Source organism: Hoeflea sp. EC-HK425 (assembly GCF_902498795.1).
GTDB lineage: Bacteria > Pseudomonadota > Alphaproteobacteria > Rhizobiales > Rhizobiaceae > Hoeflea > Hoeflea alexandrii.
The window spans coordinates 2746326-2761388 of record NZ_LR701572.1 but is presented as its reverse complement, the minus strand read 5'-3'; the positions used below and the strand labels follow the sequence as shown (position 1 = coordinate 2761388).

Sequence of the window (15063 nt, the reverse complement as noted above, 5' to 3'; positions counted from 1 at the left end):
TGTTAAGCCGCGTGTCAGGCTGCGTCGCTGACACGGTAGTCGATCGGCTTGTAGCGGAAGTTGTTCGACTGGCCGGCGGAACAGGCGGTCATCGCCACGACCAGGTCCATTTCTGCGCGGAACACGGTCTTCTCACCCGGCTTGCTCTTCGGCGGCAGCACCTTGATCTCGCCACTGTCACTGTCCACCGCCACATGCATGAAGACATTGAACGCAATCGGGATTGCGTCCGGGCCTATGCCGTAGGGTGCCAGTGCCATCTCGAGATTGCCCTGGCAGCCATGGTGCGGATCCTCGTCTCCATAAATGATGCTGAAAGTCTCGCGCGAGCACGGCGTAAGGCTGAAATCATGGCGGCCAACTTCGTCCTCGACAATGGTCAGCATCGGCACAGACCGGTTTGAATAGAGGATGTCGTCCGTGCTCAGGAACATCCTTCCGGCGTAGTCGATCGATCTGCCGGAAGAGAGATACTCGCGCCTATCATGCGCGTTGAAGGCCACAAGGTCGGAGACCTGTTCGCCTTCCGGGTCGAAAACGGTCAGCAACTGACCTTTCTTCAGTTCAAACGCGGTGCCGCTGCGGGGTGGGATACGAATGGTCATTTCAGGCGATTTCCTTGTGTGCAAATGGACATTTCCATTCGGGTTCGACGGCGCGCCCGCTGTACTGGCGGGCTTCCGAGGCTTCGCCATGATCGCTGAGCATCGGGTTTATGCTGCCGGCGAGCGCTTCGTCGCGGTTGCGGATGATTTCCTTCATCTTGTCGAACCGCCCGTCTGAGCGGAGCTTCTCGAACTGCAGATGAGAGTTGAACACCAGTGCCGGCTTTTCGAAACGGCGCGCTGGCCGCGAAGCATTTGGATGCAATCCGATGACGAAGAACGGCTCACCGCCAACACTGAGCGAAAAATGCGGAGACTTCGGATCGTGGTCGACGGCCTGGTTCCATGGCTGGCCGCAGACGACATCAAGATTGTGCAGGCTTTGCAGCCGGTTCCACAGCGCCTTCTCGAAGGCTTCTTCATCAAGTCCGTCGGGGCCATCGAAGATGACGACGAAGGAACGGACTATCGGGCTCTGGTGATCAAGGCCGTCGCTGTATTCACGCAGTGCGCGGTGGATCTCGACATCATCTGTCGCGCCGTCGATCTGGCCGGCCGGCAATATCGACAAGGCGTCGCGTGCGAGCGCCGACTTTGCGCCGACACACGGAAAATCTGCACTGCGGATGAAGTGGTGAAAAGAATTGGAAATGTCGCTCATCGGTACTCGCTCTCCACAAGCCACAACAGGCAGGCTGCCCGGCTAAACGGGCAGCACGCGCGGAAGTTCCCAAGCCTCGTATGCGCAGTCGAGGGAACAAGCCGGAGCATGATGCGTTGATAGGCACACGCAAAAGGCACCGGAGACAAAACGATGAACGAGCCCTTGTTCGAAATCGAAAACTGGCGAGGCGGCTGGTATTACAAGCTCGGCAGTCGTTACACGGGACCGTTCAGGCGTCGCGACAATGCAGTTGCCGCGGCGCAGTCGGAAGTTGAGCCGCTGAAGGAGCCCACGAACGCCAGCCTGCGCGTCTCGCTCGCAAGCAGGCGCCCCGTCGACACAGAGCATGAGGGCGTGAGCCATGAGGGATACCGGCGCCAGATGCTGCTCGGGATGGCTTTCCGGATTCCCGGCGTGGGAGACTACGCGTGATCGCAACGCTGCTCTTTTGCTTGGCGCTGGTCTGCCTGCTGGCAAGCCTGGTGCCGCTGCTGCCGTTTGGGCACGGCATCGTGCGTTCGTTCGATTTCGGGCGCCTGCAGGCCATCGCTGTCTCGTCACTGGTGATTTTGGCAACCATCATCGCCGGCTTGAACAGCACCATCCTGATCGCGGCTCTCTCAATGGCCGCTATCGCTCTCCTCATTCAGCTCGTCTTCGTCATCCGCTTCACTCCGCTTTGGCCGGTACAAACAAGGGGATTTGATGGTGACAGGCAGAACACGCCAACGGTGTCTGTCCTCGCCTGCAACATCAAGCAGGGTAACCATGACTATCAGAGCGTCATCGAGCTGATCAGGCAGCGCAAGCCCGATATCGCCGTGTTCATGGAGACAGATGAGAACTGGGCGGAAGCGCTCCGCCCCTGCCTTTCGGAGTTTCATGAAACGATCGAGCAACCGCAGGAAGACAGTTACGGCATGATCTTCGCAAGCCGCCTTCCGCTTCGGGAAGGCCAGGTGCGTTTTCTGCTCAACGAGGAAGTGCCGAGCGTGTCATGCATCGTCGAATTGCCCGGTGGCCGCGATATCCGGGTCGTTGCGCTTCACCCCGAACCGCCATTGCCGAACCGCGACACGCTCGGACGCGACGCCGAAATCCTCGTGGCGGCCAAGATCGCCCGGGACGAGCCCCTGCCGGTCATTGTCACCGGGGACCTCAACGACGTGGCGTGGTCGCGCACCACCCGCCGGTTCCTGCGGATTTCAGGGCTGCTCGATCCGCGGCAGGGCCGCGGCATGTTCAATTCGTTCGACGCGCGCTACTGGTTCCTTCGCTGGCCGCTCGACCACATCTTCCACTCGCGGGACTTCGAATTGATATCGATCGAGCGCCAGGAATTTGTGGGCTCCGATCATTTTCCGATGTTCTACCGGCTGGCGCTGACCGACAGAGACCGCAACGATCCGCCTCCGTCACCTTCCGGCAATGACATTGCCGAAGCCGAAGAGGCAATCAAGGTCGAGAAAAACCGTGACCGGCCCCCGGCAGGAACAGACTGGGAAGAGGCTTGATCCTGCCAGACGGCTGCCCCCGGCTGACGGCTTAAAAGCCACTTCTGCAATGCCGGCTTTCACCATACGGTTCCGGAGCGCGATGTAGGTCGAACCCCGGAACCGGTTTGGTGGGCAGTCCTCAGATGCCGCCGAGGCAGAGATACTTGATCTCCAGATAGTCATCGATGCCGTACTTCGAGCCTTCGCGGCCCTGGCCCGACTGCTTCACGCCACCGAACGGCGCCACTTCCGTGGAGATCAGGCCGGTGTTGACGCCGACCATGCCGTATTCCAGCGCCTCCGCCACGCGCCAGACCTTGGTCAGGTCGTTGGCGTAGAAATACGACGCCAGGCCGAAGATCGTGTCGTTGGCCTGCTCGATGACGTCTTCCACCGTGTCGAACTTGAACAGCGGAGCCACCGGGCCGAAAGTCTCGTCGCCGGCCACCTGCATGTCGCGTGTGACCCCGGTCAGGATCGTCGGCTCGAAGAAGGTACCGCCGAGCGCGTGGCGATTGCCGCCGGTCAGAACCTTGGCGCCCTTCGACTTGGCATCCTCGATGTGCTCAACAACCTTTGTCACCGCGTCTTCGCTGATCAATGGGCCGGTGGTCACGCCGTCACCGAAACCGTCGCCGATCTTCATCTTGCCAACGGCAGCGGCGAGTTTTTCGGCAAACGCGTCATAGACGCCCGCCTGCACGTAGATCCGGTTGGCGCAGACGCAGGTCTGGCCGTTGTTGCGGTATTTCGAGATCATCGCGCCTTCGACCGCGGCATCGAGATCGGCGTCGTCAAAGACTATGAACGGCGCATTGCCGCCAAGCTCCATCGAGGTCTTCTTGATCTGGTCTGCGGACTGGCGCATCAGGATCCGGCCGACTTCGGTCGAGCCGGTAAACGTGATCTTGCGGACCTTGTCGTTGGAGCAGAATTCCTGGCCGATCGCAGCACTCGATTTTGAGGTGATGACGCTGAGCAGGCCCTTGGGCAGACCGGCGTCTTCGGCAAGCTTGGCCATCGCCAGCGCCGACAGCGGGGTTTCTGCGGCAGGCTTGGCGACGAAGGCGCAGCCGACGGCCAGCGCCGGTCCGAGCTTGCGGGCGATCATCGCGTTGGGAAAGTTCCACGGTGTGATCGAGGCCACCACGCCGACCGGCTGTTTGAGCACGACGATGCGCTTGTCGGGCTGGTGGCCCGGAATGACGTCGCCATAGACCCGCTTGGCTTCTTCCGCGAACCACTCGATGAAGCTTGCGCCATAAAGGATTTCGCCCTTGGCCTCGGGCAGCGGCTTGCCCATTTCCGCTGTCAGGATCGCGCCCAGGTCGTCGGCATTGGCGACCATCAGGTCATAGAGCTTGCGCAACACCGAAGCGCGCTCCTTGCCGGTTTTTGCGGCCCAGTCCTTCTGCGCCACATAGGCTGCATCGATCGCGGCCTTGGTCTCATCGACACCGAGATCCGGCAAGGCGGTAATCAGTTCACCGGTTGACGGGTTGAGGACGTTGAAGGTCTTGCCGCTCGGGGCCGCCTTCATCCAGGAGCCGGCGACATAGGCCGAGGTGACGAGAAGGCTCGGGTCTTTCAGCATCTCTGCGAGGGGTTTGCTGCTCATTACGCGGTCGCTCCAATTTCTGCATGAACTTCACGGATGGACGCTTCGAGAAGGTCCAGCGCTTCCTGGAACACCGGGTCCTGAATGGTGACCGGCGACAGAAAGCGGATGACATTGGCATAGACGCCACAGGTGAGAAGGATCAACCCTTTTTCCAGCGCCCGGGCTTTGACCGCATTGGTGAAATCAGGGCTTGGTTTGCCGGTCTTGACGTCGTTGAATTCGATGGCGTTCATGAAGCCTGGGCCGCGGATGTCAACGATTTCCGGCACATCCTCGCGGATCGCCTGCAGCCGTTGCTTCAACCGGTTGCCGAGCTGCATGGCGCGGTCGCACAACCCTTCCTCCTCGATCACGTCCAGCACCGCGTGCGCCGCGGCGATGCCGATCGGGTTGCCGCCGTAGGTGCCGCCCAATCCGCCCGGATTTGCGGCATCCATGATATCGGCACGTCCGGTGACGGCTGCCAGCGGAAAGCCGCCGGCCAGGCCCTTGGCCATGGTGGTCAGGTCCGGCGCCACGCCATGATGCTCCATCGCGAACATCTTGCCGGTCCGCGCGAAACCGGTCTGGATCTCATCGGCGATCAGCAGGATGCCGTGCCTGTCGCAGATCTCGCGCAACTGCTTGAAGAACCCCGCCGGGACCTCATAGAAGCCGCCTTCGCCCTGCACCGGTTCAAGTATGATCGCCGCCACCCGTGCCGGATCGACATCGGCCTTGAACAGGGTCTCGAGTGCTGCCAGCGACTGCTCGACGGAGACGCCGTGCAAGGCTGCGGGGAAGGGGGCATGGAAGACATCGCCCGGCATTGCACCAAAGCCCGCCTTGTAGGGAAACACCTTGCCGGTCAGTGCCATGCCCATGAAGGTACGACCGTGAAAACCGCCGGAAAAAGCTACAACCGCCGGGCGGCCGGTGGCGGCACGGGCAATCTTGATGGCGTTCTCGACAGCTTCGGCGCCGGTTGTCACGAACACGGTCTTTTTCTCAAAATCGCCGGGCACCAGCGCGTTCAGCCGTTCGGCCAGATGCACGTAATTCTCGTAAGGCACGACCTGATGGCAGGTGTGGGTGAAGCGGTCGAGTTGAGCCTTGACTGCCTCGATTACCTTGGGGTGACGGTGGCCGGTGTTGACCACGGCAATGCCCGCGGCGAAATCGATGTATCGGTTGCCCTCGACGTCCCAGATTTCAGCGTTTTCAGCGCGGTCCGCATAGACCTGCGTCATCATGCCGACGCCACGCGCGATGGCGTCTGTCTTGCGGCCCTGAATGGCGGCGTTCTTGCCCATTTTTCGAATCTTTCTTCGCTATTTGCATGTGCGGCTCGTCAAAAGGGGCCAGGTGCGCACCCGAACTGGCCAGTTTGGGCAGATTGCCTGCCTCTAGGGATGAATTCCTGAGCTGGTATATCGATTAAACAGTGTCTGGCAAAGCCACCCCTTGGCGCCATGCTGCCCGATTTCTCCGCATGGGAAAATACCCCCAAAAGTTCGTTCCGGCCACGGCAAAAATCAGGTAGCGCCGAGGGCTGACCGTGCCGGACATGATCCTGGAAAAGCGGTCAATTCTTCAGATGCCGAATCTTGCAGTCACCGTGGATTCCGCCGCGCGCCCGGCTGCGATGGATCACTTTCGGAATACCCGGCAGCAGGGTGAAGCCATTGTCCGACCATATATCCGACCCGCCATGATCGAGTGTGACAAAAAGCGCGGGCAGATTGCTGGTCAGCGATATGCTCTCACCTTCGTCCTCTACATGGATTTCCGGGTCCGCGAACCGGTAGTCCTTCGGCCGGCGCGGCAGGTAATCGTTCTCGCCGGCATGGGCGCCATCCGGATCCTGCCAGCTGAAATTGAGAAATTCGGTGTCACCGATGCTGTCAGCCGGAAACCGTGCAACTTCGACGGGGCGATCGGTCGGGCAGGGGAGCGCCCAGCTTCCGGCTTCGCTGATCAGGCCGGACATTGATACCCTGCAGGCTGTGACATGCAGATGCACTGTCTCGGCCGTGTCGTTGACTGCCCACAGCACAATCTCACCGGTTGCTTCGTCCGGCTGCGCCGTCACCAGCACCGGCGCGTAGAATTTCCGTGCAAGGTAATGGGTGAGCTTCCAGCCGCCGCCATATTCGAGCGACGACCAGCTCGCCACCGGCCAGGTGTCATTGAGCTGCCAGTACAGTGTTCCCATCGTCCGCGGCTTGGCCGAACGCCAGAATTCGATCGCGGTTTTCATCGCCAGCGCCTGGCTGACCTGGCTCAGCCATGTCATGTCCTCGAACCGATCGGGAAAACGAAAATAGCGCGCCAGCGTCTCGACGATGCGGCTGTTGCCGCCGGGATTGCGCTGGTGAACATCCATCACTCGCGAGGAGACATTGCGGTCTTCTGGCTCGGTGAAGCTGGCAATGGTCCGGTTGGAGGGGAACGACTGGAAACCGAACTCGGAGCAGAACCTTGGCTGTACCGTGCGGTAGTGCTCGAAATCCTTCGACGAGTGCCACACATCCCAGAAGTGCATGTCGCCCGAGGTGTCGTCGTGCCAGCCGTCGCCGAAATCCAGCCGCCCGACCGAGGGCGAGGATGGCCAGAAGGCAACATCCGGATCGGCTTCCGCAATCGCCTCTTCCAGCACCGCATTGAGCCGCGCATAGACGGCGACATAATGATCCCGGTCAGCCTTGCTTTCCTCAAACCAGTTGAGCGCGCCGATCACCTCGTTGTCGCCGCACCACAAGGCCATGCAAGGTTGCGATGACAACCGCCGGATCTGCTGCCATGCCTCCAGCCGGACGCTGTCGAGCCAGTCACGGTCATGCGCCGGATACAGGTTGCAGGCAAACATGAAATCCTGCCAGACCATCAGCCCCAGTTCCGAGCACATGTCGTAGAACCAGTCCGGCTCGTACTGGCCACCACCCCAGATCCGGATCATGTTCATGTTGGCCTCGACCGTCGAGGTCAGCATGTCGCGTACGGCTTCCGGCGTGGCCCGGGCCGGCAGCGCATCGGCGGGGATCCAGTTGGCGCCGCGCATGAAGATCTCGCGTCCGTTCACCCGGAACAGGAAGCGATGACCGGTCTCATCGGCGTCGGTGACAAGTTCGACCTGCCGCAGCCCGATCCGCAAGCTGCGCCGTTCCGTCCCGAACCGCAGCTTCAGCGCATAAAGATGCTGCCGTCCGTGACCGGCGGGCCACCAAAGGTCCGGATCCTTGATTGTTAATGTTAGCGTTGTCTTACCTTCTCCAGGCCAGACCTGAACCGAATGTGCCGTTGTCATGCCGTCGCAAACGAGTTCGGCTTCGACAGTGCCCGGCGTGAAAGCGCTGTAGTGCAGATCGACTTCGAGCCTTACATCGCCACCCGGCTGATGCCGCTGCCGCACCATCACGTCGTCAAGCCGTGCTGGCGTTGTGCGCTTCAAGGTTATGGGGCCGCAAAAGCCGACCGGCGACAGCGCGATGTTCCAGTCCCATCCGGCATCGCATTGCGGCTTGCGAAGGAAGTTGTAATGCGCCAGCCGGTTGTTCCAGCTGATATAGGGGACCGGGTAGGGCGAGGCGGCGGCCAGGCGCTCTGCCTCGGCGGAATTCGACCGGAACACCACCTGCAGGCGGTTTTCGCCCGCCAAAAGCGCATGGCCGGCATCAAAATCGTGGCGCAGGAACCGGTTCCGCGTCAGGCCCAGCAACACATCGTTGAGCCGGATCTCCGCCACACAGTCGATGCCGTCAAAACTCAGCGTCCAGTGTCCGTCGTCCTTGGCTTCAACGTCGAAGACTTTCGTCGCCGTCCAGTCGCTTTCATGGATCCAGTCGAGCGATGTTTCCGTGTCACGCCAGTAGGGATCAGAGATGATGCCGGCCGCGAGAAGTGCTGAATGCACATCTCCGGGAACCGGCAACGCCACGCTGTGGGCGCCATCGGAGACACGCCACCCTTCCGACAGATCACGCATGTCCTTGTTGGCTTCCGGTGCATGTGACATTGCGCGATAGCCTCCCTGATCATCGAGCATGGACTGCGTCGATGTCACGTCGGGCTGCAATCGGCAAGCCCCGCATGAGCGGGGCAGGTCGACCCGTGGTTGGAAATCAAGGCATTTGTTCTTGCTGGCGGGTCTGGCTTCGGTGTCGCAACCTTCACGCTTGCCGCGGGAGGCCGAGTTTACTCTTGGGTGCAAAGGCGGGCGGGCACTATTGCCTCGTCAGCTCATTCTTCTTGACAGCGTGGATGGGAGTTGTTGCATTGCTGACTGCGCGGGGACGGGAGGAACCGCGTTTCAAACTGGGAGGAGAAAACATGAAAGCCGGTCTCAAAACCATGGCGCTGACACTGCTTGCCGCAGCTGGCACAGTGCTCGCTGGCCCGAATACCTTGCGTGCCGATGACTTCAGCGCAACCGTGGTTGCGGGACATCCGCCGGTTTTCCGCTGGGTCAAGATGATTCCCGAAGTCTTCGTCCCCACGGTCCAGAAGGAACTGGAAGGAAGCGGCCATTCGGTGACCTTCGATCTCCAGGCCGGCGGAGCCATAGCCAAGGTGGGCGAGGAGCTTGAGGCGGTCGGAGAAGGCCTGGCCGAAATGGGTACGGTGCAGGCCCTGTTCGATCCGGCGAAACTGGCCGTGCAGAACGTGACCTACTACACCCCCTTCGTGTCCTCCGACGTCAATCAGATCTCCAACATGATGGACCGTCTGCACAAGGAGGATCCCCGCCTGCAGCAGGCCTACACGGACAACAACATCGTCTATCTCGGTGCGCCGATCGGCATCGATGATTATCTGCTGATGACGAATTTCCCGGTCAATTCGCTCGATGATCTCAAGGGCCGCAAGATCGCCGCACCCGGCGCGGCATTGAACTGGCTGTCGGGAACCGGCGCGGTGGGTGTTTCGGGCAACCTGACCACTTACTACAACGAATTGAAGACCGGCGTGTATGACGGCGTCATCGTCTTTGCGTCCGCGGCCGTGCCCGGCAAGCTCTACGAGGTTGCGCCCAATGTTACCCGAATGGGCCTGGGAGCCCAGTTCGCCGGTGTTCTCGGCGCCAACAAGGACTGGTATGAGAGCCTTCCCGAAGAGGTTCGGGCTGCTCTCCACACGGGAGCGGATGCCGCCAAGGACTGGTACAACAACGACCTCACCAGCTTTGCGGCAAAGGCGCTGGAGATCATGGCCGCCAATGGCGCGACAGTAAAGGAAGCGTCCGAGGATATGCGCAAGGCCTGGGCCATGGGCATGGACAATGCCGCCAAGACCTGGGCTGCTGATCTCGACAGCAAGGGTATCAAGGGCACCGAAGTCCTTTCCCTTTACATGGAGGAAATGCGCAAGGCTGGCGCCACGCCGCTGCGCGATTGGGACAAGGAGTAGCGCTCCATGGCGAGTTACTCGCCTGGCAATGTCCCGGCCCCCGGCTGGGGCATTGCCTTTTCGCTGCTTGACCGCATCACCATGCTTTTCAATGTGACAGGCACCTTGCTGATTGTCGCGCTGATGGTGCTGATCGGGGCCGATGTGTTTGGCCGCCAGGCGTTCAACGCGCCGGTCTCGGGTGTTCCTGAACTGGTTTCGCTTTCCATCGTCGCGATCGTGTTTCTGCAGGTGCCGCAGGCATTGCGGTCGGGCCGGTTCACGCGGTCGGATTCGGTGATCAACCTGGTCCTGATACGTTGGCCAAGGGCGGGCGTAACCCTCGAGACGATTTACGATCTGGTTGCCGTCGCCATACTCTCAGCCCTGATCTACGCGTCGTGGCCGCTTTTCGTTTCCGATTGGCAGAAAGACAATTTCGTCGGCGCCGTCGGGGACTTCACCGCCCCGGTCTGGCCGGTAAAGCTGATCATCGTCGTCGGAACCGTGCTTCTCACGCTGCAATTTGTTGCACGCATCGCCCGCCGCTTCGTACCGTTCGCGCAGCCACTTGCCGCAGGAACGGATGTCCGATGACGTCTTTCGATATCGGCCTTGTGTCACTGGCCGCCATGGTCGTTCTGGTCATCGGTGGGCTTTACGTGCCGATTGCGTTGATGGCCTGCTCGTTTGTCGGGGTCTGGGCCATCAAGGGCTCCTCGCTGCTCGCCTCCAAGATGTTGGGGCTTGCCGCCTACAACACCATCTCGTCCTACTATTTCGGCGTTGTGCCGCTGTTCGTCCTGATGGGATTTCTCGTGGCAGAATCCGGTATCGGCCGCGATGCCTATGACGTGGCCAACTCAGCTTTCAGGAGACTGAAGGGCGGACTGGCCGTCGGTACCGTTGGAGCCAATGCCATCTTCGCCGCGATCACCGGCATTTCGATTGCCTCGGCCGCGATTTTCACCAAGATCGCCGTTCCCGAAATGGTCCGCCACGGTTACACCCCGCGTTTCGCGCTGGGTCTCGTGGCCGGCTCTTCGGTTCTGGGTATGCTCATCCCGCCGTCGCTCCTGCTCATTCTGTATGGCGTACTCACCGAGCAATCGATCGGGGATCTGTTCATTGCCGGTGTCATCCCCGGACTGATACTTGCTGTCCTGTTTGCCCTTTGCGCCATTGCCATGGCCCGTTTCATGCCGGGCTTTACCGGCGAACCGCACACTGCGGACATCCCGGCGCTCGGTCTGTCGGAGATCCTTTTCAAGGCCTTGCCGATCGCTCTGCTCATCCTGCTGGTGCTCGGGGGCATCTATGGCGGCCTGTTCACGCCGGTGGAAGCCGGCGCCATCGGTGCGATCGGTGCTCTGGTGCTGGGGCTGGCAAAGCGAACGCTCGACTGGGCATCGCTGTGGCGGGTTCTGGTCGAAACCGGCCTTGTGACGGCATCGGTCTGCTTTCTCATCATCGCCGCGCAGATGTATTCGCGCATGCTCGCATTTTCGGGTGTGCCCGCGGGCTTCGGCAACTACGTCGTTGATGCTGACCTGTCGATCACCATGATTCTGCTGGCGTATCTCGCGGTTATCATCGTCATGGGAATGATCCTCGATTCCTCGTCGATCCTGCTCATCCTGGTGCCGCTGATGCTGCCGGTGCTGGCCCCCTACGACGTGGATCTCATCTGGTTTGGCATCGTCACGATCATCGCCGTGGAGATTGGCCTGCTTACGCCGCCGTTCGGCATTTCGGTCTATGTCATCAAGTCGGTGATCGAGGACCCCGATGTCAAACTCGGTGACATCTTTCTGGGAGCGGCGCCTTTTGCTGCCATGATGCTGATTGCCCTCGCGCTGGTTTTCATCTTCCCCCAACTCGCAACCGCATTGATCTGAGGAACCAAGTCATGCCGAGAAGATTTGTCGACATATCGGTGGCGCTGGAAGCCGACATCGTGTCCGACCCGCCAATCATGCTGCCAAAAATCGAGTATCTGTCCCACGGACAGACCGCCGATCAGGTCGCCTCGTTCTTCCCGGGGCTGGAGCGCAACCAGTTGCCCGGCGGCGAAGGCTGGGCCATCGAGCGCCTGGAAATCGCCACCCACAACGGTACCCATCTCGACGCGCCCTATCATCATCACTCGACGATGAACCGCCGGTTTACCGAGGGTGGCGAGCGTGCGATCACCATCGACGAGGTCCCGCTGGAATGGTGCTTCAATCCCGGGGTCAAGCTTGACTTCCGCCACATGGAAGATGGCTACGTCTGCACTCCCGGCGATATCGAGGCCGAGCTCAAACGCATCGGTCACGAGATCCAGCCGTTTGACATCGTCGTTGTCAACACCTCCGCCGGCGAGCGCTATGGTCATGACGACTACATCATGAAGGGCTGCGGCATTGGTATGGATGCCACCCTCTACCTGCTCGAGCGCGGTGTGCGTGTAACCGGCACGGATGCCTGGTCGTGGGATGCGCCATTCGCCCTGACCGCCAAACGCTGGATGGAAACCAGAGATCCCTCCATCATCTGGGAAGGCCATCGCGCCTCCATGGAGATCGGCTACTGCCACATGGAGAAACTGTCCAATCTGGACGCGCTTCCTGCCACCGGGTTCGAGATCTCCTGCTTTCCCTGGAAGATCAAGGGTGCCTCGGCGGGCTTTACCCGCGCCGTCGCCATTTTCAACGATTGATGCTGCATTTGAAGGAGATCAGCCATGGCCCGCAAGAACGACAAGGTGATCATCACCTGCGCTGTCACAGGTGGCGTGCACACGCCAACGATGTCGGACGCCCTGCCGATAACGCCTGATGAGATAGCCCAGCAATCCATCGAGGCTGCCGAAGCGGGCGCTTCCATCATTCACCTGCACGCTCGAGATCCCGAGACCGGCAGGCCCACGCCGGATCCGGACGTATTCATGCAGTTTCTTCCGCGCATCAAGCAGTCCTGCGATGCGGTAATCAACATCACCACCGGCGGCGGCCTCGGTATGACGGTGGAGGAACGACTGGCAGGTCCGCTTAAGGCCGAACCGGAGATGACCTCGCTCAACATGGGCTCCATGAATTTCGCCCTTCACCCGCTTGCCGGCAAGTACAAGGAGTGGAAGCACGATTGGGAGAAACCCTTCCTCGAAGCCAGCGACGACTTCATTTTCCGCAACACCTTTCGGGACATCGCCTACATCCTCAAGCATCTGGGCGAAGGCTGCGGGACCCGTTTCGAGCATGAATGCTACGACATAGGCCATCTCTACAACCTAGCCTATTTCGTCGATGCAGGACTGGTAAAGCCACCTTTCCTGGTTCAGTCGATCTTCGGCATTCTGGGCGGCATCGGCGCGGATGTGGAAAATGTCATGTTCATGAAACAGACCGCGGACCGGCTGTTCGGAAATGACTATGTCTGGTCGGTGCTGGCTGCCGGACGCTTCCAGATGCCGTTTATCACCCAGGCCGCGATGATGGGCGGCAATGTCCGCGTTGGCCTCGAGGACTCGCTCTATATCGGCCGCGGCGAACTGGCCCAGTCAAATGCCGAGCAGGTCCGCAAGATACGCCATATTCTTGAGGAACTCGGCATGGAAATCGCCAGCCCCACTGAAGCCCGACAGGTGCTCCAGTTGAAGGGCGGCGACATGGTGAAGTTCTAGGCCATGGCTACGCCGAACCCGCTCGATGGCTTCGAGGTCGACCCGGCATCCATTCGCCGGACCGGTCACGATCTGCAAAGGCCGGAATGCATTCTTGCCGAACCAGACGGATCGCTCTGGGCCGCCGACGCCCGCGGCGGCGTGATGCACATCCGCCCGGACGGAACCCAGAAGCTGATCGTTCAGGAGGAGCGCAGCGATTTTGCCAGTGCAGATGGCGAGGTCAGCCGTTTTACAAAGGGCACGCTGCCAAATGGTCTGGCATTCGCACGCAATGGCGACATCCTGATCTCCAATTTCGGGACCGACAGACTGGAGATCATGACACGTGAGACCGGCGAGACCCGGGTTCTGCACGACACGCTCGCAGGCAAGCCCATCGGCAAGGTCAATTTCGTGCTGCGTGACACCAAGGACCGTATCTGGCTGACCGTCTCCACGACGATACCGAACTGGATGGAGGCCGCCGGCTCGCTGCGACATGACGGTTTCGTTGCCCTTGCGGACGAGAAGGGCCTGCGCATCGTCGCCGACGGCTTTGCCTTCACCAATGAAATCCGTCTCGATGCAAAGGAAGAGTGGCTCTATGTGGTGGAGACCACCGGCATGAAGATCACCCGGCTCAGGGTGCAGCCCGATGGTTCGCTCACGCACCGCGAAACCTTCGGTCCGGCAAGCCACGGTGCCTTCATCGACGGCATTGCCTTCGATTCCTACGGCAACCTGTGGGGAACGCATGTGATGATTGACCGGGTGTTCGCGCTCACGCCGCAAGGCGACCTGCGTATCCTGCTCGATGACGACCACGGCTCCCGGGCCGGCAGGGAATTGCTGGCGGCCTTTGCCCAGGGCCAGGCCCGACCCGAGCACATGATAGCCTGCGGCGGCACAATCGCGCCCTGGATGGCGAGCATCACCTTCGGCGGACCAGATCTCAGAAACGTCTATATCGGCAGTCTGCGCGGCACCGATATCCCCTGGTTTCGCTCGCCGGTAGCGGGTTTGCCTATGGCTCACTGGAACGAAGGCAGATCAAGATGAGTGATGATCCCAACAAGGGCATGCCGCCAAGAGCACAAGTCCGTTTCGATTGCCTCGGACAGGCAACTGGCAAGATGCGCAACGAATTGTCGGTCCACATGAAGCTGCCCTTCGAGGAGGGGCCGTTTGAGCTTGCCACTGACGAAGGCTCGTTTCATGGCGGCGATGCCAGCGCGCCGCCGCCGCTGGCGCTGTTCACCGGCGGACTTACCGGCTGCATCATGACCCAGATCAGGGCCTTCGCCAAACGCCTTGGCGTCACCTTGAATGACCTGCAGGTCGAGACTCGCATCGTCTGGGACTGGGAAGCCAGGGGCCGGGTCTACGAGACGGCCCCGAACGCCTTCGAGATCGATGTGATGATCGATTCCGATGATCCGCAGGAGCGTGTGGTGGAACTGATCGAGACGGCAAAGAAGGGCTGTTTCATCGAGCAGACGCTGGGAGTCCGCAACACCATCCGCCACCGTCTGAAGACCGGCGATGGTTGGCTGGACGTGTGAAGCGCAGAACGATACCGACCGTGGATTGATGGCACCTGCTTCACCAATGGGCGGGCAGGCCCGTTGCGACTGACGGTCAGTGCGGCAATTTCTTGCTGAAGAAAT

Annotated in this window: 14 protein-coding genes; 9 read left to right on the top strand and 5 right to left on the bottom strand. The window is 60.6% G+C overall.

Annotation, left to right across the window (positions count from 1 at the left end; genetic code table 11):
- Positions 1 to 14 precede the first annotated feature (14 nt).
- Positions 15 to 605: an urea carboxylase-associated family protein gene (locus tag SPHINGO391_RS16130; protein ID WP_152009787.1), complete on the bottom strand. Its 591-nt coding sequence runs from the start codon at positions 603 to 605 to the stop codon at positions 15 to 17.
- A 1-nt stretch (position 606) separates the two neighbouring features.
- Positions 607 to 1266 carry a guanitoxin biosynthesis heme-dependent pre-guanitoxin N-hydroxylase GntA gene (gntA, locus tag SPHINGO391_RS16125; RefSeq protein ID WP_152009786.1) on the bottom strand — a complete coding sequence of 220 codons (660 nt, stop codon included), beginning with the start codon at positions 1264 to 1266 and terminating at the stop codon, positions 607 to 609.
- Between the two features lie 153 nt (positions 1267 to 1419).
- Here gntA and SPHINGO391_RS16120 point away from each other — a divergent pair, with 153 nt between their 5' ends.
- Positions 1420 to 1701, top strand: a complete 282-nt coding sequence (locus SPHINGO391_RS16120; RefSeq protein ID WP_152009785.1) for a hypothetical protein — start codon at positions 1420 to 1422, stop codon at positions 1699 to 1701.
- Positions 1698 to 2783: an endonuclease/exonuclease/phosphatase family protein gene (locus tag SPHINGO391_RS16115; RefSeq protein ID WP_152009784.1), complete on the top strand. Its 1086-nt coding sequence runs from the start codon at positions 1698 to 1700 to the stop codon at positions 2781 to 2783. The genes SPHINGO391_RS16120 and SPHINGO391_RS16115 overlap by 4 nt, the downstream gene beginning before the upstream one ends.
- Positions 2784 to 2904: 121 nt before the next feature.
- Here SPHINGO391_RS16115 and SPHINGO391_RS16110 read toward each other — a convergent pair whose 3' ends face one another.
- The 3 genes from SPHINGO391_RS16110 to SPHINGO391_RS16100 all read right to left on the bottom strand — a co-directional run bounded on the left by SPHINGO391_RS16110 (position 2905) and on the right by SPHINGO391_RS16100 (position 8380).
- On the bottom strand, positions 2905 to 4383 hold the full coding sequence (locus tag SPHINGO391_RS16110; RefSeq protein ID WP_152009783.1) for an NAD-dependent succinate-semialdehyde dehydrogenase: 1479 nt from the start codon (positions 4381 to 4383) through the stop codon (positions 2905 to 2907).
- Complete coding sequence (locus SPHINGO391_RS16105; protein ID WP_152009782.1) at positions 4383 to 5678, bottom strand: 4-aminobutyrate--2-oxoglutarate transaminase; 1296 nt, start codon at positions 5676 to 5678, stop codon at positions 4383 to 4385. Before SPHINGO391_RS16105 ends, SPHINGO391_RS16110 begins: the two co-directional genes overlap by 1 nt.
- A gap of 272 nt (positions 5679 to 5950) precedes the next feature.
- The gene (locus tag SPHINGO391_RS16100) at positions 5951 to 8380 is read right to left on the bottom strand and encodes a glycoside hydrolase family 2 protein (protein WP_193217320.1); all 2430 of its coding nucleotides are present in this window, start codon (positions 8378 to 8380) and stop codon (positions 5951 to 5953) included.
- A gap of 314 nt (positions 8381 to 8694) precedes the next feature.
- Here SPHINGO391_RS16100 and SPHINGO391_RS16095 point away from each other — a divergent pair, with 314 nt between their 5' ends.
- The 7 genes from SPHINGO391_RS16095 to SPHINGO391_RS16065 are packed head-to-tail and all read left to right on the top strand — an operon-like array spanning position 8695 to position 14958.
- Positions 8695 to 9771 carry a C4-dicarboxylate TRAP transporter substrate-binding protein gene (locus SPHINGO391_RS16095; protein ID WP_244615220.1) on the top strand — a complete coding sequence of 359 codons (1077 nt, stop codon included), beginning with the start codon at positions 8695 to 8697 and terminating at the stop codon, positions 9769 to 9771.
- Between the two features lie 6 nt (positions 9772 to 9777).
- Positions 9778 to 10347, top strand: a complete 570-nt coding sequence (locus SPHINGO391_RS16090) for a TRAP transporter small permease (protein ID WP_152009780.1) — start codon at positions 9778 to 9780, stop codon at positions 10345 to 10347.
- On the top strand, positions 10344 to 11648 hold the full coding sequence (locus SPHINGO391_RS16085) for a TRAP transporter large permease (protein ID WP_152009779.1): 1305 nt from the start codon (positions 10344 to 10346) through the stop codon (positions 11646 to 11648). Before SPHINGO391_RS16090 ends, SPHINGO391_RS16085 begins: the two co-directional genes overlap by 4 nt.
- A gap of 11 nt (positions 11649 to 11659) precedes the next feature.
- Positions 11660 to 12451, top strand: a complete 792-nt coding sequence (locus SPHINGO391_RS16080) for a cyclase family protein (RefSeq protein ID WP_152009778.1) — start codon at positions 11660 to 11662, stop codon at positions 12449 to 12451.
- 24 nt (positions 12452 to 12475) lie between these two features.
- Positions 12476 to 13414, top strand: coding sequence for a 3-keto-5-aminohexanoate cleavage protein (locus SPHINGO391_RS16075; protein WP_152009777.1), 939 nt, complete (start codon positions 12476 to 12478; stop codon positions 13412 to 13414).
- Between the two features lie 3 nt (positions 13415 to 13417).
- Positions 13418 to 14455 carry an SMP-30/gluconolactonase/LRE family protein gene (locus tag SPHINGO391_RS16070; protein WP_152009776.1) on the top strand — a complete coding sequence of 346 codons (1038 nt, stop codon included), beginning with the start codon at positions 13418 to 13420 and terminating at the stop codon, positions 14453 to 14455.
- Entirely contained in the window at positions 14452 to 14958 is a 507-nt protein-coding gene (locus SPHINGO391_RS16065) for an OsmC family protein (RefSeq protein WP_152009775.1), read from the top strand. The genes SPHINGO391_RS16070 and SPHINGO391_RS16065 overlap by 4 nt, the downstream gene beginning before the upstream one ends.
- The last annotated feature ends 105 nt before the right edge of the window (positions 14959 to 15063 follow it).

Excerpts from the sequence above, each read along its gene's own strand:
- SPHINGO391_RS16130 (WP_152009787.1), bottom strand. The coding sequence starts at position 605 with ATGACCATTCGTATCCCACCCCGCAGCGGCACCGCGTTTGAACTGAAG.
- gntA (WP_152009786.1), bottom strand. The coding sequence starts at position 1,266 with ATGAGCGACATTTCCAATTCTTTTCACCACTTCATCCGCAGTGCAGAT.
- SPHINGO391_RS16120 (WP_152009785.1), top strand. The coding sequence starts at position 1,420 with ATGAACGAGCCCTTGTTCGAAATCGAAAACTGGCGAGGCGGCTGGTAT.
- SPHINGO391_RS16110 (WP_152009783.1), bottom strand. The coding sequence starts at position 4,383 with ATGAGCAGCAAACCCCTCGCAGAGATGCTGAAAGACCCGAGCCTTCTC.
- SPHINGO391_RS16105 (WP_152009782.1), bottom strand. The coding sequence starts at position 5,678 with ATGGGCAAGAACGCCGCCATTCAGGGCCGCAAGACAGACGCCATCGCG.
- SPHINGO391_RS16100 (WP_193217320.1), bottom strand. The coding sequence starts at position 8,380 with ATGTCACATGCACCGGAAGCCAACAAGGACATGCGTGATCTGTCGGAA.
- SPHINGO391_RS16095 (WP_244615220.1), top strand. The coding sequence starts at position 8,695 with ATGAAAGCCGGTCTCAAAACCATGGCGCTGACACTGCTTGCCGCAGCT.
- SPHINGO391_RS16090 (WP_152009780.1), top strand. The coding sequence starts at position 9,778 with ATGGCGAGTTACTCGCCTGGCAATGTCCCGGCCCCCGGCTGGGGCATT.
- SPHINGO391_RS16085 (WP_152009779.1), top strand. The coding sequence starts at position 10,344 with ATGACGTCTTTCGATATCGGCCTTGTGTCACTGGCCGCCATGGTCGTT.
- SPHINGO391_RS16080 (WP_152009778.1), top strand. The coding sequence starts at position 11,660 with ATGCCGAGAAGATTTGTCGACATATCGGTGGCGCTGGAAGCCGACATC.
- SPHINGO391_RS16075 (WP_152009777.1), top strand. The coding sequence starts at position 12,476 with ATGGCCCGCAAGAACGACAAGGTGATCATCACCTGCGCTGTCACAGGT.
- SPHINGO391_RS16070 (WP_152009776.1), top strand. The coding sequence starts at position 13,418 with ATGGCTACGCCGAACCCGCTCGATGGCTTCGAGGTCGACCCGGCATCC.
- SPHINGO391_RS16065 (WP_152009775.1), top strand. The coding sequence starts at position 14,452 with ATGAGTGATGATCCCAACAAGGGCATGCCGCCAAGAGCACAAGTCCGT.